Raw genomic sequence first — 23,827 nt, 5'->3', positions numbered from 1 at the left:
TTCGTTGAGGAGTGGAGCGGTGTTGGTGAGGGGATCGAGCGGGCGGACACCGGAGCGGCCGCCCGGCACGCGTTACTGGATGTTGACCTTCTCCGGCTGGTCCTCGATGGACCGCGGCTGCTGGGCGGCCACCGTGTTCTGCTCGGTGTCCTTGCGTTGGAACTGCTTCAACATCCCGCCGATCAGGGACGGACGACCCTGCGACTTCGAGTACACGTCGAAGGCGACGGCGACGAGGAGGACGAGACCGCGGATGATCTGCACCTTGTTGGACTCGAGGCCCACCAGGGAGAGACCGTTCGACAGCAGGGCCATGACCAGACCACCGATGATCGAACCCGAGATCGTGCCGATGCCACCGGCCACCGCGGCGCCACCGACGAACACGGCGGCGATCGCGTCGAGCTCCCAGCCGGTGCCGTCAGCGGGGCCCGAGGCACCGGAGTAGCCGACGAACACCATGCCGGCGACGGCGGCCAGGACCGACATGTTCATCATCACGAAGAAGTTGACCTTGCGGGCGCTGACGCCGGACAGGACCGCGGCGTTCGCGTTGCCACCGACGGCGTAGACCTGGCGACCGAAGATCGTGTTCTTGGTGAGGAAGCCGTAGACGATGGTCAGGACGCCGAGGATGATCGCGACGATCGGGATCGAGGTGCCCGCCGGGCCGTGACCGAACAGGTACGTGGCGACGAGGGTGACGGCGACCAGGATGCCCGTGCGGACGACCGACACCCACAGCGGGACGAGCTCGGCCTGCATCTTCTTGCGACGCTGGCGGCCACGGAACTCGAGGAAGACGAGGACCAGGCAGGTGATGATGCCCAGGATGACCGTGCCGTTCGAGAACCCGAAGTCCGGGCCGAAGTCGGGCAGGAAGCCCGAGCCGATGGTGTTGTAGGTGTTCGGCGTCGGGACCGACGTCGAGTTGCCGATGATCTGGTTCGCACCGCGGAAGATGAGCTGACCGGCCAGGGTCACGATGAAGGCCGGGACCTTCACGAACGCCACCCAGAAGCCCTGCCAGGCGCCGACCGCCGCGCCGACCGCGAGGCCGAGCAGGATCGCGGCCCACGCCGGGAAGTGCCACTGCGACATCGACTGCGCCACGATGATGCCCGTGAACGCGGCGACCGAGCCGACCGACAGGTCGATGTGCCCGGCGATGATCACCATGACCATCCCCAGCGCGAGGATGAGGATGTAGGAGTACTGCAGGAACACGTTGATGATGTTCGTCGGCTCGAGGATCAGCCCGTCGGTCCAGATCGAGAAGATGATCAGGATCGCGATGAGGGCGATGATCATGCCGTACTGGCCGATGCTGTTGCCCTTGCCGAAGAGCAGTTTCAGGTTCTTCATGAGACGGTGGCGCCCTTCCGCGCGGAGGTCATGCTGCGCATGAGCGTTTCTGGATCGGCCTGGTCGGCGGGGACGTCAGCCGTGATCTGGCCCTCGAAGATCGTGTAGATCCGGTCGGAGAGGCCGAGGAGTTCGGGGAGCTCGGAGGAGATGAGGATGATGCCCTTCCCCTGCGCCGCGAGCTGCTGGATGATGCCGTAGATCTCGAACTTCGCGCCCACGTCGATGCCGCGGGTCGGCTCGTCGAGGATCAGCAGGTCCGGGTCGGTGAACATCCACTTGGACAGGACGACCTTCTGCTGGTTCCCGCCGGAGAGCTTGCCGACGTTGTCCTCGACCGAGGGCACCTTCGTGCGGAGCATCTTGCGGTACTTCTCGGCGACGTCGTACTCCTTGAGCGAGTCGACGACACCGCCCTTCGAGATCTTCGGCAGGTCGGCCGCGACCGTGGAGCGCTTGACCGTGTCGAGCAGGTTGAGCCCGAGTGCCTTGCGGTCCTCGGAGACGTAGCCGAGGCCGTTCGCGATCGCCTGCTGGACGTTCGCGATCTTGACCTCGTGGCCGTCCTTGATGATCTGACCATCGATGAAGTTGCCGTACGAGCGCCCGAAGATGCTCATCGCGAGCTCGGTGCGGCCGGCGCCCATGAGGCCCGCGAAGCCGACGATCTCGCCGCGGCGGACGTGGAAGTTCGAGCCCTTGGCGACCAGGCGCGACGGGTCCTGCGGGTGCTGCACGGTCCAGTTCTTGACCTCGAAGAACACCTCGCCGATCTTCGGCGTGCGGTCCGGGAAGCGGCTCTCGAGCGACCGACCGACCATCCCGCGGATGATGCGGTCCTCGTTGACGCCGTCGCCCTTCACGTTCAGGGTCTCGATCGCCTTGCCGTCACGGATGATCGTGATCTCGTCGGCGATCTGCTCGATCTCGTTGAGCTTGTGGCTGATGATGATGCTCGCGATGCCCTTGCCCTTGAGGCCGACGATCAGGTCGAGCAGGTGCTGCGAGTCGTTCTCGTTGAGCGCGGCGGTCGGCTCGTCGAGGATGAGGAGCTTGACGTCCTTGTGCAGGGCCTTCGCGATCTCGACGAGCTGCTGCTTGCCGACGCCGAGGTTCTTGATCTGCGTGTCGGGGTCCTCGTCGAGGCCGACGCGGGCGAGCAGGTCCTGGGCGCGCAGCTGGGCGCTGGTCCAGTCGATCACGCCGAAGCGGCCGGGCTCGTTGCCGAGGAACAGGTTCTCGGTGATTGACAGCTCGGGGATGAGCGCGAGCTCCTGGTGGATGATGACGATGCCGGCCTGCTCGGACTGCTTGATGTCCTTGAAGCGGACCTCTTCGCCCTCGTAGACGATCTCGCCGCTGTAGGTGCCGTACGGGTAGACGCCCGACAGGACCTTCATGAGCGTGGACTTGCCGGCGCCGTTCTCGCCGCAGATCGCGTGGATCTCGCCGGCGCGGACGCTGAGCGACACGTCCGAGAGCGCCTTCACACCAGGGAACTCCTTGGTGATCGAACGCATCTCGAGGATCGTCTCGGCGCTGGTGACGGACCTGGTGGCCAGGTCCGGTCCCTGTGGGGTTGACGCCACGGTGCATCTCCTTCTGCCGCTGCAGTGCGGCAGTCCTTCGGGTGGTGAAGCTGCGGCAACGGGGGCACAGGAGTCCTGTGTGGACCTCGTTGTCGCGTCCGGTGTCCTCGTCGTGTGACGGTCATGTGACCGTTCACATCGGCGGAACGGAGGTAATTTACGCACAGCCCCGACGCGGCTGTCAATTCGGATTGGTCGCGTTTGTGTAACGGCCCGCGTGATCTGGCGCATCACGGTCGCGCACCACCCCCGAGGTGGGGTGGTGGACCTCCGGTCCGCGCGCGCCGGGTGGGCGCGACGGGCATCTGTGGAGCAGCAACTGTCGGGCCCGGTGGCGGCACCCGACGTCTGCTGCTCCACGGACGGACGGACGGACGGACGGACGGACGGGAGGCGCGGGGCGGGCCCGCCCCGATCCTCCAGGCCGGTGGTGGGTCGCGTCAGCGACGCCGGGGCGCGCCCGTCGAGCCGCGCACGACCAGCTGGGGGACCAGGTCCACCGGGCGGAGCGCCTGCTCCGCGGCGGGCAGCAGCAGTTCCACGCACCGGCGGCCGAGCTCGGGGAAGTCCACCTGCACGGTGGTGAGCGGCGGCCAGAGGTGCTTCGCCTCGGGGATGTCGTCGTAGCCCACCACGGACAGGTCACCCGGCACGTCGAGCCCGTAGGAGCGCGCCGCGTGCATGACCCCGAGCGCCATCGCGTCGTTCGAGCAGAAGATCGCCGTGCAGTCCCGGTACCGCAGGAGCTCCCGACCGGCGTGGTAGCCGAAGTCGGCGGTCCAGTCGCCCAGGATCGGCGGGACGACGGGCATGTCCCGGTCGCTCATCTCGCGCAGGAAACCCTGCATCCGGGCCTCGGCCTCGATCCAGTCCCGCGGCCCCGCGATGTGCCGGACGTACTCGTGACCCAGGTCGAGCAGGTGCGCGGTCGCGAGCCGGGCGCCCTCCATCTGGTCCACGAACAGGGTCGAGGGGCCGTCCCCGACGCTCGTGCGCAGTGCCACGTAGGGCGTCCGCATGCCGAGTTCCTCGATGAGGTCGAACACGCGCTGCTGCGGCGCGATCACGATGATCCCCTCGACGTCCTGGTCGAGCAGGTGCCCGAGGCCGTCGCGCACGGCGGTGTCCGTCGCGTCGGCGATGTTCGACGTCGTGACCGAGTAGCCGCGGGTGACGGCGGCGTCCTCGATCGCCTGCATCGTGGCTGCCGGACCGTAGTGCGACCGCTGCGCCGTGAGGACGCCGATCGTGTGCGTCCGGCTCGTCACCAGCGCCCGCGCGGCCCGGTTCGGCCGGTACTGCAGCTGCTCCATCGCGGCGAGCACCTTGTCGCGGGTCTCGGCACGGATCGCGTCGGAGTTGTTGAGCACCCGCGACACGGTCTGGTGCGAGACGCCGGCGACCCGCGCGACGTCGCGGATGCTGGGCGAGCGCGGTTGCTGTGTCCGCGGTGACGCCATCGTTGCTCTCTCCCGCCCGGGGCCGTGGCACCTCGATGTGCACGTTCACATTCCGAGCCAGATCATTATGCACGTCCGGGGACTGCACGCCAGCCGACTTGTCGAAGTCGCGGGTCGTGCGCTACGGTTCACGGCGTATCCGGTATGTCACCACCGGGTCGCACAACTGCAGATCGGCCGTCCGCCCGAGGACGGCAGTCGCTCCAGACCTCAGAGAACAGCGGCACCCGCAGCACACCACGTGCTGGGGGTGCCGCTTTTTCGTTGCTCGTTCACCCCCCCCCGATCCACCACGAAGGAGTGGTCGTGACCCGTGCCCGCACCCTGACGAGCTTCGTCGTCCTGTCGATGACCGGAGGCGTCATCTTCCAGGTCGCCTACATCCGGTTCGTGTTCCTCGCCGACACCGCGCATGCGCTCGGGCTGTCGGTCCAGCGCTACGGCGAGGTGACGTCGGTGTTCGGCGCCGTCGCCGTGGTGATGTACTTCTGCGGCGGCTGGTTCGCCGACCGGTTCCCACCGAAGGTGCTCATCGTCGTGGCACTCGCCGGCATGGGCGCCGTCGACCTGTACCTCGCATCGGTCCCCGGCGAGACCGGGGTCGTGGTCGCGCACGTGCTGATGGCGGTGCTCGGCATGGGGCTCTACTGGTCGTCGCTCGTCAAGCTCGTGTCGATGCTCGGGTCCGCGGACCAGCAGGGCACGCTGTTCGGCTGGCTCGAGGGGGTCCGCGGGATCACGTCGACGATCGTCGGGTTCGTCGGCGCCGGGATCGTCGCCGCCGCGATCGCCGAGACCGTCGGGGTGCTCTGGGTGATGCGGATCTACGGCGTGCTCTGCCTGCTGTCCGCGGTGCTCGTGCTGGTCGTCGTCCGGACCGATCGCAGTGCCCTCGCGCAGGTCGACCGGCAGGCGGTGTCCCTCCGGGAGCTCGCCGCCGCGGTCCGGAACAAGTACACCTGGCTCATCGGCGGCTCGATCATGCTGATGTACTGCTTCTACACGCTGCTCGGGTACCTCACACCGCTGCTGCAGGACGGCTTCGCGGTGCCCGTCGTGCTCCTCGGGGCGATCGGGGTCGTCCGGACCTACGTGTTCCAGATCGTCGGGGGACCGGTCGGCGGTGTGCTCGTCGACCGGTGGACGCGGTCCTCGCCCGCGTTCCTCCGATGGGCCTTCGTCGTCGCAGCGGTCAGCGCCGTCGGGTTCCTCGTCCTGCCGCACGACCCGGCGCTCGTCGGGGTCGCCGTCGCGCTCATGGTCGTGATGTGCCTGGCGGTCTTCACCTCGCGCGGCGTCTACTGGGCGCAGGTCGGCGAGGTCGAGGTCCCGCTCGCCCAGCGCGGCGGTGTGATCGGCCTGGCCTCCGGCATCGCGTACCTGCCCGACGCCTTCCTGCCCGCACTCGGTGCCTGGTGGGTCGGCGACCCCGCGAACGGCGTGCCGCAGCAGGGCGGCGGCTACACGGCCATGTTCGCCGTGCTCGTCGTCGCCGCCGTGCTCGGCGTCCTGCTCACCACCGTCACGATGCGCGTCCGCGCGCGTGACCTCCGCAGCCGTCCGGCGGACGACGTCGTCGTCGCCGCCTGAACCCCCACGAAAGGACCCCCATTGGACATCCGCGACTTCTCGCTGGACCTGTTCTCGCTCGCCGGCAAGCGGGCGATCGTCACCGGCGGCAACTCCGGGCTCGGACAGGCGTTCTCGCTCGCGCTCGCCAAGGCCGGCGCCGACGTCTTCGTCCCCAGCGTCGTCGACGACGACGGCACCACGCGCGCCCTGGTCGAGGCCGAGGGCCGTCGCTACGCGTTCCTCGAGGTCGACCTCACCGCCGCAGACGCCCCGGAGCGGATCGTCACCGCGTGCGAGGAACAGCTCGGCGGGATCGACGTGCTCGTCAACTCCGCCGGGATCTGCCTGCTCGACGAGGTCGACGCCTTCGACCGCGAGAAGTGGGACCCGATGGTGGCCGTGAACCTGACCGCACCGTTCGCGCTCGGGCACGCGGTCGGGAAGCGCTTCGTCGCGCAGGGTTCCGGGAAGATCATCAACATCGCGTCGCTCTTCGCGTTCCTCGGCGGGCAGTGGTCCCCGGCGTACGCGGCCACCAAGCACGGGATCGTCGGCTTCACGAAGGCGTACTGCGACGAGCTCGCGCAGCACGGCGTCCAGGTCAACGCGATCGCGCCCGGGTACTTCGCCACGAAGATCACCGAGCGCACGCGGTCGGACCCGGAGACGAACCAGCGCGTGCTCGACCACGTCCCGGCCGGCCGCTGGGGCGACGTCGCCGACCTGATGGGCGCGACCGTCTTCCTCGCCTCCCGCGCATCCGACTACGTCAACGGCCACACGCTTACCGTCGACGGCGGCTACCTCGTCCGCTGATGCGACCACCCGCGTCGCCCATCGACGGGACCAGGCGCGGCCGGGAAGCCCGTGGCGGGCCCGCCCCGCGCCTCCCGTCCGCGCTCCCCACGACCAGACCCACCGCACGCCACCAACGAAAGGTGCACCCCATGATCGACTCGATCGCCACCCTCGACCGCGCTGAGATCCTCGCGCACCTGGCCACCGTCGTCCGGCCCGACCAGCTCGAGACCGACCCGCAGCACCTCGCCGAGGCCAGCGTCGACCGGTTCAAGAAGTACCAGGCGGTGCACGGCATCCACGACGCCCCCACGCCGGTGGCGATCGTCAACGCCGAGTCCACGGCGGACGTCGCCGCAGTCCTGGCCTTCGCCGACGAGCACGTCGTGAACGTCGTCCCCCGCACCGGTCGAACCGGCACCGAGGGCGGCCTCGAGACGAGCGTCGTCGACACGATCGTGCTCGACTGCTCACGGATGGACGCCGTCCTGCGCGTCGACGAGGAGAACATGCAGGTCACGGTGCAGGCGGGCGTTCCGCTGCAGCGCCTCGAGGACGAGCTCCGTGCACGCGGCCTGACCACCGGGCACTCGCCGCAGTCGAAGCCCCTCGCGCAGTACGGCGGGCTCGTCGCCACCCGCTCGATCGGGCAGTTCTCGACCCTCTACGGCGCGATCGAGGACATGGTCGTCGGGCTCGAGGCGGTGTTCCCCGGCGGTGCCGTCCGTCGGATCAAGGCCGTCCCGCGCCGCTCGGCCGGCCCGGACATCCGCCACGTCGTGATCGGCAACGAGGGTGCGCTCTGCGTCATCACCGAGGTCACCGTCAAGGTCTTCCGGTACCAGCCCGAGAACAACGAGTTCCACGGCGCACTCGTCGACGACATGCGGACCGGCATCGCGATCCTCCGCGAGGTCGTCGTGAACGGCTTCCACCCGTCTGTCGTCCGGCTCTACTCGCCCGAGGACGCGAACCAGCACTTCGCGGACTTCTCGCAGGGCAAGTGCGTGGTCGTCTTCGTCGCCGAGGGGCCGAAGGGCATCGTCCGCGCGACGAGCGAGGAGATCCAGCGTGTGCTCGACCAGCACCCGCACACCAAGGTGGACCCGGCCCGGATCGAGCAGTGGTTCGACCAGCTCAACTGGGGGCAGGACAAGATCGACGCCGAGAAGGCCACGATGCTCCGTGACCGGCACCTCGGCTACACGACGGAGATCTCCGCCGACTGGTCCGCCGTCGGCGACGTGTACGACGCCGTCATGCGCCGCATCCGGACCGAGTACCCGCACGCCGACGACCTGACGATGCTCGGCGGGCACTCGTCGCACAGCTACCAGACCGGCACGAACATGTACTTCGTGTACGACTACCGCATCGACTGCTCCCCGGAGGAGGAGATCGAGAAGTACCACATCCCCCTCAACGCGATCATCGTCGAGGAAGCCCTGCGCCACGGCGGCTCGATGGTCCACCACCACGGCGTCGGCAAGTACCGCACGCCGTGGGTCGAGGAGGAGCACGGCTCGGCGTTCGCGATCATGCACGGCCTCAAGGCGCAGTTCGACCCGAAGGGCATCATGAACAAGGGCACGATCTTCCCCGCACCCGGGGCGATCCAGCCGGCAGCCGCCGACCCGGTGACCGACTTCGGGGCGACCCGCGCATGACCCGGTACCTCGTCGGCATCGACAACGGCTCGCAGTCGTCGAAGGTCACGGTCTTCGACGAGCGGGGCGGGGTCGTCGCCGAGGGGCGGGTCCCGCTACGACCGAACCACACCCCGGCGCCCGGGGTGGTCGAGCACCCGGACGACGACCTGTGGGACTCGATCGCGGCCGCGTGCCGGATCGCGATGGCGGCGTTCTCCGGGGACCCCGCCGAGATCGTCGGCGTCGGTCTCTGCACCATCCGGTTCTGCCGTGCCGTGCTCCGCGCCGACGGGTCCCTCGCGCAACCGGTGCAGTCGTGGATGGACGCGCGGGTGTCCGGGCCGTTCGCCGCCGAGCGCGACGACGTCGCCTTCGTCACGTCGTCCTCCGGGTACGTCACGCACCGCCTGACCGGTCGCTTCCGGGACGCCGCGGCGAACCACCAGGGCGTCTGGCCGATCGACACCGACACCTGGCGCTGGTCCGACGACCCGCGGGCGTACACCGCCACCGGGATGCGCCGCGACCAGCTGTTCGAGCTCGTCGATCCCGGCGAGGTCCTCGGGCACGTCACCCCTGCCGCGGCCGCCGCGACCGGGCTCCCCGCGGGACTGCCGGTCGTCGCGACCGCGAACGACAAGGCCGTCGAGGCGCTCGGTTGCGGCCTGCTCGACCCGACCACGCTGCTCGTCTCGCTCGGCACCTACATCGCCGGCATGTCGGTCGGGGCGCGGAACCGCACTGGGACCGACTGCTGGACGAACTTCGGGTCCGAGCCGGGTCGCTACCTGTACGAGTCCGGTGGTATCCGCCGCGGCATGTGGACGGTGAGCTGGTTCCGCGACCTGCTCGGCCCCGAGGCCGCGGCCGCCGCCGAGGCCGCGGGCGAGCGCGTCGAGGAACGCCTGAACCGTGAGGCCGCCGCCGTCCCGGCCGGCTCCGACGGACTCCTGGCGGTGCTCGACTGGCTCGCGCCGTCGGACGCGACGTTCCGGAAGGGGTCGCTGCTCGGCTTCGACGGGCGGCAGGGCCGGGCGCACGTGTACCGGTCGATCCTCGAGGGCATCGCGATGACGATGCGGGAGCGCACCGACGCGATGGCCGCCGAGCTCGACACGACGCACGAGCGCGTGGTCGTGTCCGGCGGCGGGTCGTCGTCCGACCTGATGATGCAGATCACCGCGGACGTGTTCCAGCGGGAGGCGATCCGCATGGTCGGCGACGGTGCGGCCGGTCGGGGTGCGGCGATCTGCGCGGCCGTCGCGACCGGGGTGCACCCCTCGTTCGCCGAGGCGGTGCAGGCGATGGTCGTCGAGCGCGACCGCTTCCGGCCCGACCCGGGGAACGCCGCGGTCTACGACGCACTCCGCGCGGTGCACGCGGACGCGGCGGCGCACACCGACCCGCTCTACCGGCGGACGGCCGCGATCGTCGGCTGACGGTCGCCGATGCGACCGGACGGCGGGCGGGTCAGAGCCAGTTCCGCTTCCGGAACACCACCCACAGGATGCCGGCGAGCGCGAGCATCGCGACGATGGCGGCGGGGTAGCCGTAGCGCCAGTGCAGCTCGGGCATGTGGTCGAAGTTCATGCCGTAGACGCCGGCGATCAGCCCGGGGGCGAACAGGATGGCCGCCCACGACGAGATCTTCTTGACCTCCTCGCCCTGCTTGTGCGCGGCGCGGGCGAGCTGCCGGCTCTCCTCGCCCTGCGCCAGGCTCGCGCTCGTCATCCGGCGCATGGCCTCGTTCTGCTCCTGGCTGACGAGGGTCGCGTGCAGCGTCAGTGCGTTCTCGAGGAGGGCCCGGAACGAGTCCACGCGCTCCGTGACGCGCAGCGCGTGGTCGAGCACGTTCCGCAGGCGGTGCTGCACCTCGTCGTCGACGCCGTACTTGTCAGCGCCGCGCAGGAGCCCCTGGACCATCGCGGGCACCGGGGTCGTGGCGCGCTGGAAGGCGAGGACCTCGCTGAGCAGCTGGTAGATCCGCTTCGAGACACCCGGGTCGACCTGGCCGGCGAACAGCTGGTCCTCGATGGCGTCGACCTGGTCCTGCAGGACCTCGACGACCGGCGCGTAGCCGTCGACGACCTCGTCGAGCACCGCCGCGGTGACGGCCTCGGAGCCCTTCGCCAGGAACTCCGGGTCGGCCTCGACGCGGCAGCGCAGGGCCGCCAGGTCGGGCTTCGCCGCATGCCGGACGCTGATCACGAAGCGGTCGCCGACGAACAGATGCACCTCCCCGAACTCGACCTCGTTCGTGTCGGTGCGGTGCCAGGCCGGTCGGAGCACCAGGAAGAGCGTGTCGCCGTACCGCTCGAGCTTGGCGCGCTGGTGGCCCTTCCGGGCGTCCTCGACGGCGTTCTCGTGCAGGTCGAACTCACTCGCGACGGCGGCGAGCTCGGCATCGTCCGGACGGAGCAGTCCGATCCAGGCGAGGTCGCCCCGGGTGTCGGGCGACAGGGTCGACGGACTGCCGACGCGACGTCCAGCGACGTAGACGGCGTTGTCGATGAGTGCCATGTCGTGCTCCTCGAGTGTCGGGAGCAGGCCGGCGCGAGACCCGGGCGGGCCGGGACGGGTGTGCACGCGCCCGGGCGTCCCGGGGGAGCGGGGGCGTACGTCAGCGAACGGGCAGGGCGACGACCGCGGCGGTCGTCCGGCCCGATCGAGGATGGTCACCCGACATCGCGCCTCACCTGCCCTTCCGGTTCGTCGTGCTGGTCCGTCCGTGCTGGACGGACCGAGGCCACCCGTCGTGACCGAGGGGCAACGCTACCCCGGTCCGGGCGGGACCACCAGCGCGGGGTGGTCACATGCCCCAGACGTCCCGGTTCGATGAGGCGACCGCGACGGCACCGGCACCGAGGGCCGCGACCACGTCGGCCTTGTCGCACACGAGACCGCCGGCGACGATCGGCACGTCGACGTCGTCGCGCAACCAGGTGAGCACGCGGGGCACGCACCCCGGCAGGATCTCCACCGCGTCCGGCTGCGACTGCGCCACGACCCGGGCGAGCTGGTGGTACGAGAACGAGTCGACGAGGAAGAACCGGTGCACGGCGACCAGCCCGGCCCGCTTCGCCGCCCGCACCAGGTTCGCCTTCGTCGACAGCACCCCGTCGGCGCGGGTGTTCGCCGCGAGCCAGGTGACCACGACCTCCCTGGCGGCGAACCCGTCGAGCAGGTCCACGTCGACGAGCACGGTCTTGCCGGTGGCCTTGCAGCGCTCGACGGTGTCGGCGACGTCGAGCACGCTGCCGTAGAGCAGGAAGACGACGCCGCGGTCCGACGCGAGCACGGCGTCGAGCGAGCCCGGGTCCTTGACACTCGCGACCACCGGGTCGTCGGCGAGCAGGTCGAACAGCACCGCGGCGCTCGTCGGCGTGTGGGCGGTCGTCATGCGCCCATTGTGCGCACATGCTCCTCGACGTCTTCGGGGAGCAGGTCGCAGCAGCCCGTTGCTGGCATCGTCCCGGACCCGGACCCGGACCCGGACCCGGACCCGGACCCGGACTCGGACCCGGACCCGGGCCTCCGTGCCGCGGTCCGCGCTCTCGGCGGACTGTGCAGCAGCGCAGGCGTTCCGGTTCGGTTCGGTTCGGCGACGGTCGTCTCCGTGCCGCTCGTCGGGACGGACGTGCCGGAGATGACGAAGGTCGCGTTCACGACGTCCGCCGGGCAGACGACCGTCACGGAGATGGTCGCGGCGATGACGTCGATCACGTCGGTGCACTTCGCGCAGTGGCAGGACGGTGCGCTCGTGCAGAACGTTGAACTGCACCGGGGAGAGCAGGGTGCGTCCGCTTCGCCGACCGGGACGCGAGGGCTCGACTGGAACCGGCTGAACACCTGTCTCAAAAGCATCGGGGTGAGTTGGGCGGTGATCGCGGTCCTCGGCCTCGCGTGCGGCGCCGCGTGCGCCACCGCCGTGCTGTGTACGCGGTGCCTGGCCGCCGCAGCGGGCTTCACCACCGGGACCATCGCGAAGTGCGTGTCCGTCGCCTGGGCGTAGCGATCCGGTCGGAACGGCGCGCTGCAGGTCGCAGCGCGCCGTTCCGCTGCGGGCGCTGTCCCGCTGCGGGCGCCGGGCTCCGGGCACAGGGGGTGCCGGGCGCGCGCCGGGTCAGCGCGTGACGCGCAGCCCCTGTCGCTCGAGCTCCGTCAACTGCCAGCCGAGCCACGGGCTCCACGCGAAGGGTGCTCCGGCGACGGACTCCCGGAGCGCGTCCTCGGAGACCCATGCCCACTCGGCGACCTCGTCGTCCGCGGGCGCCGGGACGTCGTCGGTCACGGCGCGGAACACCGGGCAGACCTCGTTCTCGACGATGCCCGAGGCGTCCACCGCGCGGTACCGGAAGTCGGGCAGCACGAGCTCGACGTCGCGGACGGTGATGCCCAGCTCGCGCGACGCTCGACGGGCGACGGCGTCCTCGAACGCCTCGTCCGGGCCGGGGTGGCCGCAGAACGTGTTGGTCCACACCCCGGGCCAGGTCTTCTTCGAGAGCGCACGACGGGTGACGAGGACGTCGCCGTCGGTGTTCCGCACGTGGCACGAGAACGCCAGGTGGAGGGGAGTGTCGGTCGTGTGCACCGCGAACTTGTCCGCCGTGCCGACCGGGGTACGGTCCTCGGCCAGCAGGACGACGGTTTCCGGGAAAGTGTTCATCTGCCCCGATAGGTTAGGCCAATGAGCGAGGAAGCGGCCACCGTGGCGCAGATCGACCTGGGGTTGGTCGACGACTGCATCGAACGCTTCTTCACCGTGTCCTCGGCCCGGGCCCGTCGCTTCGGCCGCCCGTCGGAGGAACTCTGGCGCGTGCTCCGCAAGGCGAGCATGGGCGGCAAGCGCTTCCGTCCCCGCATGGTCCTCACCGCCTACGGCTTCCTCGGCGGCACCGACCACCACGCGGCCGCGAACGTCGCCGCCGCCTACGAGCTCCTGCACACCGCCCTGGTCGTGCACGACGACGTCATCGATCGCGACTGGTCCCGCCGCGGTGAGCCGAACGTCGCCGGGTCGTTCCGCGACACCGGCACGACGGGCGGCCTCGCACTGCCGACCGCCGAGCACCGTGGCGTGAGCGCGGCCGTCATCGCCGGTGACCTGGCGCTGGTCGCCGCGGCCCGGTTCATCGAGGCCTCGGGCGTCACCGGCGAGCGACGCTCCCGGCTGCTCGAGATCCTCGACGACGCGGTCTTCGCGAGCGCGGCCGGCGAGATGACCGACGTCGACCTGGCGCACGGCGTGATGCCCTCGGTGGACGAGGTCCTCGCGATGGAACGGGCGAAGACGAGCGTCTACTCGTTCGAGGCGCCGCTGCAGTCCGGCGCGGTCCTGGCCGGCGCTCCGGAGTTCGTGGTCGAGGCGCTCGGGGCCTTCGGCCGCGAGATCGGGATCGCCTACCAGATCGTGGACGACCTGCTCGGGGTGTACGGCGACGAGGCCGCGACCGGCAAGTCCGTCCTCGGCGACCTCCGCGAGGGCAAGCGCACCATGCTCGTCGCCTACGCGGCCACCACGGACTGCTGGGACGACATCGCGCCGTACCTCGGCGACCCCGACCTGACCGAGGAGCGTGCCGCCGAACTCCGTGCGACCCTGGAGACCTGCGGCGCCCGCTCGGCTGCCGAGTCCCGGATCGCCGAGCACGCCGCACTCGCCCGAGCCGAGCTCGCGGCGCTGCCGTACGACCTCGCCGACCGACTGGAGGGCCTCGTGACCGAACTGCTGGAGCGCGTGCGGTGACCCAGACCGCACCCCCCCGTCTGCCCCTGTACGACGCGACGGCCGAGGCTGCGTCCGGGGTGGTCATCGAGCGCTACTCGACGTCCTTCGGACTCGCCAGCCGGCTGCTCACGAAGGACACCCGCGAGCACATCCGGAACGTCTACGCCCTGGTCCGCGTCGCCGACGAGGTCGTCGACGGTCCCGCGACCGAGGCCGGGCTCGACCACGACCTCGCCCGCACGGTCCTCGACGAGCTCGAGGCGGACACCGAGCGGGCGATGGCGCTCGGCTTCTCGGTGAACCCCGTCGTGCACGCCTTCGCCCGCACCGCCCGCGTCACCGGGTTCGGCCCGGAGCTCACGAAGCCGTTCTTCGCGTCGATGCGCATGGACCTCGAGCAGACCGAGCACGACCAGGAGTCCTTCGACCGCTACGTGTACGGCTCCGCCGAGGTCGTCGGGCTCATGTGCCTGCGTGCCTTCGTGCACCGCGCGGGCCGGCCGACGTTCGACGACACCGTGCTCGTGGACGGCGCGCGGGCCCTGGGCGCCGCGTTCCAGAAGGTCAACTTCCTCCGCGACCTGCACGCCGACTTCGAGGTCCTCGGCCGCTCGTACTTCCCGGGCGTCGACATCCGCTCGTTCGACGAGACGACGAAGCGCCGCCTGGTCGCCGACGTGCAGGCCGACCTCGACCGTGCCGCGCTGACGGTGCCGCTGCTCCCCGCCGACGCGCGCAAGGCCGTCGGACTCGCGCACGCGCTGTTCCAGGAGCTCAACGACCGCATCGCGGCGACTCCGGCGGACCGGCTGGTCACCAGCCGGGTGCGCGTCCCGAACCCGGTCAAGGCCCGGCTCGCCGCGCAGGTGCTCGCCGGACGCGCGCCGCTCGCGTCCCGGGCCGCGCACCACCGGACGGGAGGCTCGCGGTGACCCCGCCACGCGCCTCCGGTCAGAAGGCGGTCCCGACCACCCCGGGACGCACGGTGCCCGCCCGTCGTGTCGTCGTCGTCGGCGGTGGCATCAGCGGACTCGCGTCCGCCGCACTGCTCGCGCGGGAGGGCTACGCCGTCACGGTGCTCGAGCAGCGCGACCAGCTCGGTGGCCGCGCCGGTTCGTGGGAGCGCGACGGCTTCCGGTTCGACACCGGGCCGTCGTGGTACCTCATGCCCGAGGTGTTCGACCACTTCTTCCAGCTGCTCGGTACCTCCGCGGACGCCGAGATGGAGCTGATCAAGCTCGACCCGGGCTACCGCGTGTACTCCGAGGGGCACGACGAACCGATCGACCTGCTCGCCGACAGAGAGGCCAACATCGCGCTCTTCGAGTCGATCGAGCCCGGTGCCGGCGACCGCATGCGGAAGTACCTCGACTCGGCGGCCGACACGTACGCGATGGCCGTCCGCCGGTTCCTGTACACGACCTTCGAGGACCTCACGAAGCTCGCGGCGCCCGACGTGCTCCGTCGTCTGCCGAAGCTCGCGCGCCTGCTGCTCCAGCCGCTGTCGACCTTCGCGTCGAAGGCCGTCCGGGACCGCCGGCTGTGGCAGGTCCTCGGCTACCCGGCGGTGTTCCTCGGCACGAGCCCGTACGCGGCGCCGAGCATGTACCACCTGATGAGCCACCTCGACCTGGCCGACGGAGTGCTCTACCCGAAGGGCGGCATCACCGAGGTCATCGCCGCCGTCGAGCGCGTGGCCCGGCGCGAGGGCGTCACCATCGCCACCGAGTCGCCGGTCGAGCAGATCCTCGTCGAGGACGGCCACGTCACGGGTGTCGTCCACCGCGACGCGACCGGTGCCCGGCACACCCTGCCGGCCGACCTCGTCGTGAGCGCGTCGGACCTGCACCACACCGAGCTGCACCTGCTGGGCCCCGAGCACCGCACCTACCCCGAGGCGCACTGGCGGAAGCGCGATCCGGGTCCGAGCGCCGTGCTCGCGTACCTCGGCGTCGACGGCCCCGTCCCCGGGCTGCTGCACCACACCCTCGTGTTCACCGAGGACTGGCAGGCGAACTTCGGCGCGATCTTCGGCAAGGACCGGCACGTGCCGGACCCCGCGTCGATCTACGTGTGCGCGCCCTCGCTCACCGACGACTCCGTCGCGCCCGAGGGCACGAGCAACCTGTTCGTCCTCGTACCGCTGCCGGCCGACCTGTCCATCGGCAAGGGCGGCATCGACGGTGCCGGCGACGCCGAGGTCGAGCGGATCGCCGACCGGGCGATCGACGTCATCGCCGAGCGCGCCGGTGTCCCCGACCTGCGGGACCGGATCCGGGTGCGCCGGACGATCGGCCCGCAGGACTTCGCCGACGACTACAACGCCTGGAGCGGCTCGATGCTCGGGCCGGCGCACACGCTGGCGCAGAGCGCGTTCTTCCGCGAGAAGAACGTCTCGGGCAGGGTCCAGGGGCTCTACTACGCGGGCGCCTCGACGACCCCGGGCATCGGGTTGCCGATGTGCCTGATCAGCGCCGAGGTCCTGCTCAAGCGCATCCACGGCGACACGAGCACCGAACCGCTGCCGACCCCGCTGCCCTCGCCCGTGGGTTCGTCGCGGACCGCTGGCTGATGCCGGGGCTGTACCTCGCCGGACTGCTCGTGTCGATCACCGGCGTCGCGGTGCTCGACGCCCGCTACCGCCTGTTCTTCTGGCGGGCACCGTGGCGGGCGGCGACCGTGATGGCCGTCGGCATCGTGTTCTTCATGGTGTGGGACGTCGCCGGGGTCGCCCTCGGCATCTTCTTCATCGGTCCGCAGGACCTGCTGACGGGCATCCTGCTCGCACCGGACGTCCCGCTCGAGGAGCTCTTCTTCCTGGTGCTGCTCTGCTGGACGACGATGGACCTGGTCGGGTTCGTCCGACCCGTGCTCGAACGCCGGGCATCGGCCGCGGGACGGTCACGGTCGTGAACGCCACCTACGCGCTCCTCGCGCTGCCGTTCTTCGCCGTGGTCGCCGTCGTCGCGGTCGTGGCGGGGGTCGTCGCGCGGCGTCGGGGACGCGGCGGTGCCGCCGCTCGGGGTTCCCGCCGGGTCGCTGTCGCCACCTCGGTCGTCGCGGGCATCGCCCTGCTCGTCATGACGATCGTGTTCGACAACGTGATCGTCGGCACGGGCGTCGTCGCGTACGACGCATCGCTGATCAGCGGGCTGAAGATCGGTGTGATCCCGGTCGAGGACCTGGCGTACTCGATCGCGGCCGTCGTGCTGCTGCCCAGCCTGTGGGTCCTGTTCGACCGCTCCACCCCCGTACCGGAGGAGACCCCGTGAACGCCACCACTGCCTCCAGGCCGTCGACCCTGCGCGCGCTGTTCGTGTCGTCGCGGCCGATCAGCTGGGTGAACACCGCCTACCCGTTCGGGGCGGCCTACCTGCTCGGCAGCGGGGTCGGCGTCGAGGGCGGCGGCGGGTTCTCGCTCGTCGCGTTCCTCGTCGGCGTCGTGTACTTCCTCGTGCCCTACAACCTGGCGATGTACGGGATCAACGACGTCTTCGACTACGAGTCCGACCTGCGGAACCCGCGGAAGGGCGGCGTCGAGGGCGCCCTGCTCGACAAGAGCGTGCACCGCACGACGCTCTGGGCCGTGGTCGTGACGAACGTCCCGTTCCTCGTGGCGCTCGTCGTGCTCGGGGCGCTGTCCGGCAACGGCCCGTGGTCGTGGCTGGTGCTCGCCATCAGCGTGTTCGCGGTGATCGCGTACTCGGCGCCGGGACTGCGCTTCAAGGAGAAGCCGTTCCTCGACTCGCTCACGTCGTCGACGCACTTCGTGTCGCCGGCGGTCTACGGCCTGGCGCTCGCGGGGCCCGTGTGGACCGGGCAGCTCGTCGCGGTGTGCGTGGCGTTCTTCCTGTGGGGCGTGGCCTCGCACGCGTTCGGAGCGGTGCAGGACGTGCTCGCGGACCGGGCGGGCGGGATCGGCTCCGTGGCGACGGTGATCGGCGCGCGGGCGACTGTGCGCCTGGCGTTCGTGGCGTACCTCGTCGCGGGCGTCGCGCTGCTGTTCTCGGACTTCCCGGGGCCGATCGCGGCGATCGTCGTCGTGCCGTACGCGCTCAACGTCCTGCCGTGGTGGAACGTCACGGACGCCGGGGCCGAGTCGGCGAACGCGGGGTGGAAGCGGTTCCTCTGGATCAACTACCTCGCCGGTTTCATCGTCACGATGGCGCTCATCGCCTACGCGTTCACGCACTGACCGGACCGGCCCGCCCGCCGTTCCGCCGCCGGGCGGTCCGTCGTTCCGACCGTCGATGGAGCAGCAGACGTCGAGTCGGCCCGCGGACACCCGACGTCTTCTGCTCCACCGACGAGACGCAGACGATCCCGCCCGCCTGCGCGCCCCCGCCGCAGCCCCTGACAGACTGGACGCACGCGCCGCGGGAGTCGTGGGGCGCCGGTCACGAAGGAGTGCACGCATGACGGTCCGAATCATCCACGTCGGTCTCGGAGGGTGGGGCGGCAACTGGGCCCGCACCGCCATCCCGCAGGTCACCGAAGTGGAGGTGGTCGGGCTCGTCGACCCGAGTGCGGCCACGCTCGAGGCCGTCCGCACCGACCTCGGCATGCCGGAGAGCAGCGCGTTCGCGTCCCTCACCGAGGCCCTCGCCGCGGTCGAGGCCGACGCCGTCGTCATCACCGCTCCGGCCGTCACCCACGTGCCGCTCGCGCTCGAGGCGCTCGAGGCCGGTAAGCACGTGCTCGTCGAGAAGCCGTTCGCGAACTCCACGGACGAGGCGCTGCAGGCCGTCCGCCGGGCCGAGGAGCTCGGCCTCGTGCTGCAGGTCAGCCAGAACTACCGCTGGTACCCGGCGCCCCGCGTCGTGCAGGAGCTGCTCGAGGCGGACGCCGTCGGGGAGCTCTCGGCGATCGACATCGACTTCCGGCAGTGGGACAACGACGAGCCCGTCGAGACCTACCCGCACTACCGGTTCCCGCACCCGATGATCAACGACATGGCGATCCACCACTTCGACCTGCTCCGGATGGTCACCGGTCGCGAGGCCGTCCGGGTGTACGCCCGCGCCTCGTACCCGTCGTACAGCAAGTACCAGGACGAGGCGATCACCTCGATGGTCATCGAGCTCGAGGGCGGCCTCGTCGTGAGCTACCGCGGCAGCTGGCTGAGCCGGGCGCCGCGCACCGCCTGGGCCGGCGAGTGGAGCATCCAGGGCGAGGACGGCGAGCTCTGGTTCACGAGCCGCGACGGCTCGCCGAGCGAGGTCGCCGGTGACCGCGTCACGCTCCGGAAGGACCAGGACGCGGCGGCAGAACCCGTCGAGCTGCCCTCGATGCAGCACGCCGACCGGCAGGGCGGGCTGCAGGCCTTCGCCCGGTCGGTCGAGGGCGGTCCGGCTCCCGAGACGAGCGGCCGCGACAACCTACGGAGCCTCGCGGTCATGGAGGCGGCGGGGCGCTCGGCGGTCTCCGGCGTCCCCGAGGACGTCGTCCTCCCGGACTGACCCGCGCCGCTCGGCGCAGCAGCGCGCGCCGCACCGGACGGGAGGCACGTGGCGGGCCCGCCACGTGCCTCCCGTCCGCTGTCCGGCTGCGCCGGGCGGCTCCGCTGAGACCACGCCGGTCCCGCACTGGTAGGCACGATGCATGGCCAAGGACAGTCTCCCCGAGCTGGAGCTCGCGAACGTACGCACGCGTGAGCGGCTCACCGACAGCGTCGCCGAGATCCGGCGGCGCTCGGACGTGCCTGCGCGCACCCGGCTCGCCGTCGCGAAGGCGCGCCAGCGCTGGCACCGCGACCCCACCCCGCTCGTGGCGATGGGCATCACGGCCGTCACCGGCATCGCGGCGATCGTCCTCGGGGCGCGCATCGGCCGGACCGACGCCGGGCACCTCGACCGACCGCCGGCGTCGACGGCGTTCACCGCCCTGCTGCCGTTCGGCGCCCGCGGCGAGCCGGACCCGGACCAGGCGAAGGGCGGACGCAAGGGGCGGAAGGCCCGTCGGAAGGCGGCCGAGGATTCGCTCGAACGCGACCCGGTGCACCGGAACCGCGTGAAGCAGCGGGCCGGCATCTCGGCCGTGCAGCGTCGGGCGACGGCGAACCGGAAGCAGGCCGCGAAGCGGTCGAAGGCGGCGGCGAAGGCCCTCGCGAAGACGAAGGGCTGAGCCGATGGCGCGCAAGCAGCACGACCTGGACGACCTGCAGCACAAGCCCGCGCCGGACGACCCCCGGAAGCCGGACAGCCCGGCGGACCTCACGAAGCCGTCCTTCACCTACACGCTCAAGAAGACCCTCCGGGAGTTCTCGAGCGACCAGTGCACGGACCTCGCCGCGAGCCTGACCTACTACACGGTGCTCGCGCTCTTCCCGGGCCTGCTGGCCATCGTGTCGATCCTCGGCCTGGTGTCGAACCCGAAGGACACGATCGAGACCCTGCTCGACGTCGTGCGGAACGTCGGCGGCGGACAGGTCGCCGACCTGCTGCAGAGCCCGATCGAGGGGCTCGTCCGTTCGCCCGCGGCCCCGATCACGTTCATCGTCGGTGTGCTCGGCGCGCTCTGGTCGGCGTCCGGCTTCGTCGGGGCGTTCGGCCGCGCGATGAACCGGATCTACAACGTCCGCGAGGGCCGCCCGATCTGGAAGCTCCGCCCGACCATGCTCGGGGTGACGCTCTTCACGGTCGTGCTGCTCGTCGTCGGCCTGCTCGTGCTCGTCTCCGGGCCCTTGGCGCGAACGTTCGGGGACGTCGTCGGCCTCGGCGACGCGGCCGCGCTCGTGGTCTCGATCGTGCAGTGGCCGATCCTGCTCGCGATCATGATCGTGATCGTCGCAGTCCTGTACTACTGGGCGCCGAACATCCGCCAGTCGAAGTTCAAGTGGGTCAGCGGCGGGGCCATGCTCGCCATCACCATCTGGATCGTGGCGAGCGTCGGGTTCGGCTTCTACGTCGGCAACTTCTCGAACTACAACGCGACGTACGGGTCCCTCGGTGGCGTGATCATCTTCCTGCTGTGGATCTGGATCACGAACAACGCGCTGCTGTTCGGTGCGGAGTTCGACGCCGAGCTCGAGCGCGGGCGGCAGCTGCAGGCGGGCATCCGCGCGGAGGAGGACATCCAGCTCCCGGAGCGGGACACCCGGCAGATCGAGAAGCAGGACGAGCAGCACGCGAAGGACGTGCTCGAGGGCATCCGAATCCGCGAGAGCGCGGGACGCACCAAGGACTGACCGCCTCCGGTCCACGGCCTGGAGGCACGGTGCGGGTCCGCCGCGCACCGTCCGTAGGGTGGTGGGATGACCGACACCGCACCTGCCGCCACCCGTCCCGTCGCCCTCGTCACGGGCGCGACCCGGGGGATCGGCCGCGCGATCGCGCTCGACCTCGGGCGGACGCACCACGTCCTCGTCGGTGGCCGCACCGCCGCCGCGGTCGACGCCCTGGTCGCGGAGCTGCCGAGCGCGGCGCCCTTCGTCGGGGACCTCGGCGCCGGTGACCTGCCCCCGCTGCCCGACCGGCTCGACGTGCTCGTGCACTCCGCCGGGGTCGAGCAGGGCACCCGGATCGCGGACACCCCGCGCGACGTGTGGGAGTCCGTGTTCGCCACGAACGTCTTCGCGGTCGCCGAGCTGACCCGGGTGGCGCTCCCGGCACTCCGGGCGGCGCGGGGCATCGTCGTGCCGGTGAACAGCGGCTCCGGGTTCGTCGCCGGACCGGGCGGGGGCGTGTACGCGGCGTCGAAGTTCGCCCTGCGCGCGTTCGCTGACGCCCTGCGCGACGAGGAACGGGCGAACGGCGTGCGAGTGTCGAGCGTGCACCCCGGTCGGACGGACTCCGACATGCAGCGGGCGCTGACCGAGAAGCTCGGCGAAGACTACGACACCGCGTACTACCTCGCCCCGGAGGACGTCGCCGCCGCGGTCCGCACCGTGGTCGACCTGCCGGAGCGCGGGACGATCGAGTCGCTCGCGATCCGGCCGACCCGGCGGCGCTGACCAGCCCGGGCTACCGCAGCTCGATCCTCGTCGTCAGGTGGAGTCGCTCGAGGAACGTCTCGTCGTGGCTCACCACCACGAGCGCACCGCGGTAGGCCCGCAGGGCGTCCACGAGCTGGTCGACGCTCGTCAGGTCGAGGTCGTTCGTCGGCTCGTCGAGCACGAGCACCTGCGGCGGCGGGTCCGCGAGCACGAGCGCGGCGAGCGCCACCCGGAAGCGCTCCCCGCCGGACAGGGCCCCGGCCGGGCGGTCGACGGTGTCGCCGCGGACCAGGAACCGGGCCAGGCGGTTCCGGACCTCGGCGACCGGGACGTGCGGGGCGTCCCGCCGGACGTTGTCGAGCACCGAAGCGGTGTCGTCGAGCGTGTCCTTCCGCTGCGGCAGGTACGCCACCCGGTCGACGTGCGGGACGGCCGAGGTCTCCGGCAGCGGGTGCTCCCGCGCGTCCGGCACCCCGACGAGCTGGTCGAGGAGCGTGCTCTTGCCGACCCCGTTGTCCCCGACCACGGCGACCCGCTCGGGCCCCTGCACGATCGTCTCCCGGCCCCGCACCGTCACGGTCGCGATGCGCCGCGACGCCGGGACGTCCGGGTCGGGCAGGGTCACGTGCAGGGACTCGTCGTCGCGCAGGCGGGACTCGGCCTCGTGCTTCGCCGACAGGGCCGCGGCCTCGTCCTCGGCGTACCCGGTGCGGAGCTTCCCCGCGGTCTGCTCACCGCGCTTCCGCATCTCGTTCGCGAAGATCTTCGGCATGCCCTCGGCGGCCTTCCGGCCCGAACGGGCGCGGCGGGCGATCTTCGTCTCGGCCTCGATGCGCTGTCGCTGTTCGGCGCGGTGCCGCTGCTCGGCGACCCGGACCTCGCGCTCGACCGCCGCCTGCTGCACGGCGACGTGCGCCTCGTACTGCGCGTAGGTCCCGCCGTACACGGTCGCCGAGCCCTGCCGCAGCTCGACGGTCTCGTCGACGTGCTCCAGGAGCTCGCGGTCGTGGCTGACGACCACGAGGGTCCCGCGCCAGTCGTCGACCAGGTCGAGCAGCAGGCCACGGGCACGGCGGTCGAGGTTGTTCGTCGGCTCGTCGAGGAACGCGATCGGCCGGCCGCGCAGTCGGATGCCGGCGACCGCGGCCAGGACGGCCTGCCCGCCGGACAGCGTCGCGATCGGCCGGTCCAGGACGGCGGCACCCGTCCGGATCGCGGCGAGTCCGATGGCGTCGAGGGCGGCGACGGCCCGCTCCTCGAGGTCCCAGTCGTCCCCGACGGCGTCGAAGTGCTCCGGGGCGGCGTCCCCGTCGAGGATCGCGCGGAGCGCCGTCAGCGCCGGGCGGATGCCGAGCAGGTCCGCGACCGTGTCCTCGGGACGCGTGGCGAGCCGCTGCGGCAGCAGGTCCACGGGACCCGACGTGCGGACGGTGCCCGACGTGGGGTGGAGCTGCCCCGTGACGAGCCGGACCAGCGTGGACTTGCCGGCCCCGTTCCTCCCGACCAGGCCGGTGCGGCCGGACCCGAAGGCGGTGGACAGGTGGTCGAGCGCGACGGTGCCGTCGGGCCAGGTGAAGGTGACGTCGTGCAGGACGACGGAGGGTGTTGCGGGCATGGGGGTGCCTCCCGGATCGTGAGCTGGGCGCACGACACCGGACCCGCGGCGACCCGGAGGGGTCGACGGCGCGGACACGCCCGACGGGGCGCGACGATCACGGTGTCAGCGCGAGGAC

Annotated in this window: 22 protein-coding genes; 15 read left to right on the top strand and 7 right to left on the bottom strand. The window is 71.2% G+C overall.

What is annotated here, in order from left to right; genetic code table 11:
• Nucleotides 1-72 precede the first annotated feature (72 nt).
• The 3 genes from mmsB to HUN58_RS09650 all read right to left on the bottom strand — a co-directional run bounded on the left by mmsB (nucleotide 73) and on the right by HUN58_RS09650 (nucleotide 4,414).
• Nucleotides 73-1,365 carry a multiple monosaccharide ABC transporter permease gene (gene mmsB, locus HUN58_RS09660; RefSeq protein WP_141860107.1) on the bottom strand — a complete coding sequence of 431 codons (1,293 nt, stop codon included), beginning with the start codon at nucleotides 1,363-1,365 and terminating at the stop codon, nucleotides 73-75.
• A complete protein-coding gene (gene mmsA, locus HUN58_RS09655; RefSeq protein WP_144803497.1) occupies nucleotides 1,362-2,885 on the bottom strand; it encodes a multiple monosaccharide ABC transporter ATP-binding protein in 1,524 nt (507 codons plus the stop codon). Before mmsA ends, mmsB begins: the two co-directional genes overlap by 4 nt.
• 509 nt (nucleotides 2,886-3,394) lie before the next feature.
• The gene (locus tag HUN58_RS09650; protein ID WP_114850343.1) at nucleotides 3,395-4,414 is read right to left on the bottom strand and encodes a LacI family DNA-binding transcriptional regulator; all 1,020 of its coding nucleotides are present in this window, start codon (nucleotides 4,412-4,414) and stop codon (nucleotides 3,395-3,397) included.
• A gap of 306 nt (nucleotides 4,415-4,720) precedes the next feature.
• On the opposite strand from HUN58_RS09650, the gene HUN58_RS09645 reads away from it, so the two are divergent.
• The 4 genes from HUN58_RS09645 to HUN58_RS09630 all read left to right on the top strand — a co-directional run bounded on the left by HUN58_RS09645 (nucleotide 4,721) and on the right by HUN58_RS09630 (nucleotide 9,872).
• Nucleotides 4,721-6,004 carry an MFS transporter gene (locus tag HUN58_RS09645; protein ID WP_180225748.1) on the top strand — a complete coding sequence of 428 codons (1,284 nt, stop codon included), beginning with the start codon at nucleotides 4,721-4,723 and terminating at the stop codon, nucleotides 6,002-6,004.
• A gap of 21 nt (nucleotides 6,005-6,025) precedes the next feature.
• Nucleotides 6,026-6,802 carry an SDR family oxidoreductase gene (locus HUN58_RS09640; RefSeq protein WP_114850340.1) on the top strand — a complete coding sequence of 259 codons (777 nt, stop codon included), beginning with the start codon at nucleotides 6,026-6,028 and terminating at the stop codon, nucleotides 6,800-6,802.
• Between the two features lie 131 nt (nucleotides 6,803-6,933).
• Nucleotides 6,934-8,451 (top strand): FAD-binding oxidoreductase, encoded by a 1,518-nt coding sequence (locus tag HUN58_RS09635; RefSeq protein WP_114850339.1) that lies wholly within the window; start codon nucleotides 6,934-6,936, stop codon nucleotides 8,449-8,451.
• On the top strand, nucleotides 8,448-9,872 hold the full coding sequence (locus HUN58_RS09630) for an FGGY-family carbohydrate kinase (protein ID WP_180225747.1): 1,425 nt from the start codon (nucleotides 8,448-8,450) through the stop codon (nucleotides 9,870-9,872). Before HUN58_RS09635 ends, HUN58_RS09630 begins: the two co-directional genes overlap by 4 nt.
• 31 nt (nucleotides 9,873-9,903) lie before the next feature.
• Here the strand turns inward: HUN58_RS09630 and HUN58_RS09625 are convergent, their stop codons facing one another.
• Together HUN58_RS09625 and HUN58_RS09620 are read right to left on the bottom strand one after the other, a co-directional pair.
• Entirely contained in the window at nucleotides 9,904-10,953 is a 1,050-nt protein-coding gene (locus HUN58_RS09625; RefSeq protein ID WP_114850440.1) for a magnesium and cobalt transport protein CorA, read from the bottom strand.
• 289 nt (nucleotides 10,954-11,242) lie between these two features.
• The gene (locus tag HUN58_RS09620) at nucleotides 11,243-11,833 is read right to left on the bottom strand and encodes a glycerol-3-phosphate responsive antiterminator (protein ID WP_114850337.1); all 591 of its coding nucleotides are present in this window, start codon (nucleotides 11,831-11,833) and stop codon (nucleotides 11,243-11,245) included.
• A gap of 216 nt (nucleotides 11,834-12,049) precedes the next feature.
• Here HUN58_RS09620 and HUN58_RS09615 point away from each other — a divergent pair, with 216 nt between their 5' ends.
• The gene (locus HUN58_RS09615) at nucleotides 12,050-12,445 is read left to right on the top strand and encodes a hypothetical protein (RefSeq protein WP_180225746.1); all 396 of its coding nucleotides are present in this window, start codon (nucleotides 12,050-12,052) and stop codon (nucleotides 12,443-12,445) included.
• 111 nt (nucleotides 12,446-12,556) lie between these two features.
• Here the strand turns inward: HUN58_RS09615 and idi are convergent, their stop codons facing one another.
• Entirely contained in the window at nucleotides 12,557-13,099 is a 543-nt protein-coding gene (gene idi, locus HUN58_RS09610; RefSeq protein WP_141860118.1) for an isopentenyl-diphosphate Delta-isomerase, read from the bottom strand.
• 21 nt (nucleotides 13,100-13,120) lie between these two features.
• Here idi and HUN58_RS09605 point away from each other — a divergent pair, with 21 nt between their 5' ends.
• The 10 genes from HUN58_RS09605 (at nucleotide 13,121) to HUN58_RS09560 (ending at nucleotide 22,112) form a co-directional block, all read left to right on the top strand.
• Nucleotides 13,121-14,179, top strand: a complete 1,059-nt coding sequence (locus HUN58_RS09605) for a polyprenyl synthetase family protein (RefSeq protein ID WP_141860120.1) — start codon at nucleotides 13,121-13,123, stop codon at nucleotides 14,177-14,179.
• Nucleotides 14,176-15,093 carry a phytoene/squalene synthase family protein gene (locus tag HUN58_RS09600; RefSeq protein WP_114850333.1) on the top strand — a complete coding sequence of 306 codons (918 nt, stop codon included), beginning with the start codon at nucleotides 14,176-14,178 and terminating at the stop codon, nucleotides 15,091-15,093. Before HUN58_RS09605 ends, HUN58_RS09600 begins: the two co-directional genes overlap by 4 nt.
• Nucleotides 15,090-16,733 (top strand): phytoene desaturase family protein, encoded by a 1,644-nt coding sequence (gene crtI / locus HUN58_RS09595; RefSeq protein ID WP_114850332.1) that lies wholly within the window; start codon nucleotides 15,090-15,092, stop codon nucleotides 16,731-16,733. Before HUN58_RS09600 ends, crtI begins: the two co-directional genes overlap by 4 nt.
• Nucleotides 16,733-17,074 (top strand): lycopene cyclase domain-containing protein, encoded by a 342-nt coding sequence (locus HUN58_RS09590; protein ID WP_180225745.1) that lies wholly within the window; start codon nucleotides 16,733-16,735, stop codon nucleotides 17,072-17,074. Before crtI ends, HUN58_RS09590 begins: the two co-directional genes overlap by 1 nt.
• Nucleotides 17,071-17,433 (top strand): lycopene cyclase domain-containing protein, encoded by a 363-nt coding sequence (locus HUN58_RS09585; protein WP_114850330.1) that lies wholly within the window; start codon nucleotides 17,071-17,073, stop codon nucleotides 17,431-17,433. The genes HUN58_RS09590 and HUN58_RS09585 overlap by 4 nt, the downstream gene beginning before the upstream one ends.
• Entirely contained in the window at nucleotides 17,430-18,356 is a 927-nt protein-coding gene (locus HUN58_RS09580; RefSeq protein ID WP_114850329.1) for a prenyltransferase, read from the top strand. The genes HUN58_RS09585 and HUN58_RS09580 overlap by 4 nt, the downstream gene beginning before the upstream one ends.
• A gap of 220 nt (nucleotides 18,357-18,576) precedes the next feature.
• Nucleotides 18,577-19,620: a Gfo/Idh/MocA family protein gene (locus HUN58_RS09575; protein WP_114850328.1), complete on the top strand. Its 1,044-nt coding sequence runs from the start codon at nucleotides 18,577-18,579 to the stop codon at nucleotides 19,618-19,620.
• A gap of 142 nt (nucleotides 19,621-19,762) precedes the next feature.
• On the top strand, nucleotides 19,763-20,284 hold the full coding sequence (locus tag HUN58_RS09570; protein WP_114850327.1) for a hypothetical protein: 522 nt from the start codon (nucleotides 19,763-19,765) through the stop codon (nucleotides 20,282-20,284).
• A 4-nt stretch (nucleotides 20,285-20,288) separates the two neighbouring features.
• Nucleotides 20,289-21,347, top strand: coding sequence for a YihY/virulence factor BrkB family protein (locus tag HUN58_RS09565; protein WP_254631580.1), 1,059 nt, complete (start codon nucleotides 20,289-20,291; stop codon nucleotides 21,345-21,347).
• A 66-nt stretch (nucleotides 21,348-21,413) separates the two neighbouring features.
• Nucleotides 21,414-22,112 carry an SDR family oxidoreductase gene (locus HUN58_RS09560; RefSeq protein WP_180225744.1) on the top strand — a complete coding sequence of 233 codons (699 nt, stop codon included), beginning with the start codon at nucleotides 21,414-21,416 and terminating at the stop codon, nucleotides 22,110-22,112.
• Between the two features lie 10 nt (nucleotides 22,113-22,122).
• On the opposite strand, the gene HUN58_RS09555 is transcribed toward HUN58_RS09560, so the two are convergent.
• A complete protein-coding gene (locus tag HUN58_RS09555; RefSeq protein ID WP_180225743.1) occupies nucleotides 22,123-23,709 on the bottom strand; it encodes an ABC-F family ATP-binding cassette domain-containing protein in 1,587 nt (528 codons plus the stop codon).
• Between the last annotated feature and the right edge of the window lie 118 nt (nucleotides 23,710-23,827).

Source organism: Curtobacterium sp. Csp1, assembly GCF_013347185.1.
This window is presented reverse-complemented; position numbering and strand designations above follow the sequence as displayed.

Bases quoted from the DNA above. Each gene is read 5' to 3' on its own strand.
- HUN58_RS09620 (WP_114850337.1), bottom strand. From the start codon at position 11,833: ATGACGACCGCCCACACGCCGACGAGCGCCGCGGTGCTGTTCGACCTG.
- HUN58_RS09625 (WP_114850440.1), bottom strand. From the start codon at position 10,953: ATGGCACTCATCGACAACGCCGTCTACGTCGCTGGACGTCGCGTCGGC.
- HUN58_RS09570 (WP_114850327.1), top strand. From the start codon at position 19,763: ATGGCCAAGGACAGTCTCCCCGAGCTGGAGCTCGCGAACGTACGCACG.
- HUN58_RS09575 (WP_114850328.1), top strand. From the start codon at position 18,577: ATGACGGTCCGAATCATCCACGTCGGTCTCGGAGGGTGGGGCGGCAAC.
- HUN58_RS09635 (WP_114850339.1), top strand. From the start codon at position 6,934: ATGATCGACTCGATCGCCACCCTCGACCGCGCTGAGATCCTCGCGCAC.
- mmsB (WP_141860107.1), bottom strand. From the start codon at position 1,365: ATGAAGAACCTGAAACTGCTCTTCGGCAAGGGCAACAGCATCGGCCAG.
- HUN58_RS09560 (WP_180225744.1), top strand. From the start codon at position 21,414: ATGACCGACACCGCACCTGCCGCCACCCGTCCCGTCGCCCTCGTCACG.
- HUN58_RS09565 (WP_254631580.1), top strand. From the start codon at position 20,289: ATGGCGCGCAAGCAGCACGACCTGGACGACCTGCAGCACAAGCCCGCG.
- HUN58_RS09650 (WP_114850343.1), bottom strand. From the start codon at position 4,414: ATGGCGTCACCGCGGACACAGCAACCGCGCTCGCCCAGCATCCGCGAC.
- HUN58_RS09630 (WP_180225747.1), top strand. From the start codon at position 8,448: ATGACCCGGTACCTCGTCGGCATCGACAACGGCTCGCAGTCGTCGAAG.
- HUN58_RS09605 (WP_141860120.1), top strand. From the start codon at position 13,121: ATGAGCGAGGAAGCGGCCACCGTGGCGCAGATCGACCTGGGGTTGGTC.
- idi (WP_141860118.1), bottom strand. From the start codon at position 13,099: ATGAACACTTTCCCGGAAACCGTCGTCCTGCTGGCCGAGGACCGTACC.
- HUN58_RS09590 (WP_180225745.1), top strand. From the start codon at position 16,733: ATGCCGGGGCTGTACCTCGCCGGACTGCTCGTGTCGATCACCGGCGTC.
- HUN58_RS09555 (WP_180225743.1), bottom strand. From the start codon at position 23,709: ATGCCCGCAACACCCTCCGTCGTCCTGCACGACGTCACCTTCACCTGG.
- mmsA (WP_144803497.1), bottom strand. From the start codon at position 2,885: ATGCGTTCGATCACCAAGGAGTTCCCTGGTGTGAAGGCGCTCTCGGAC.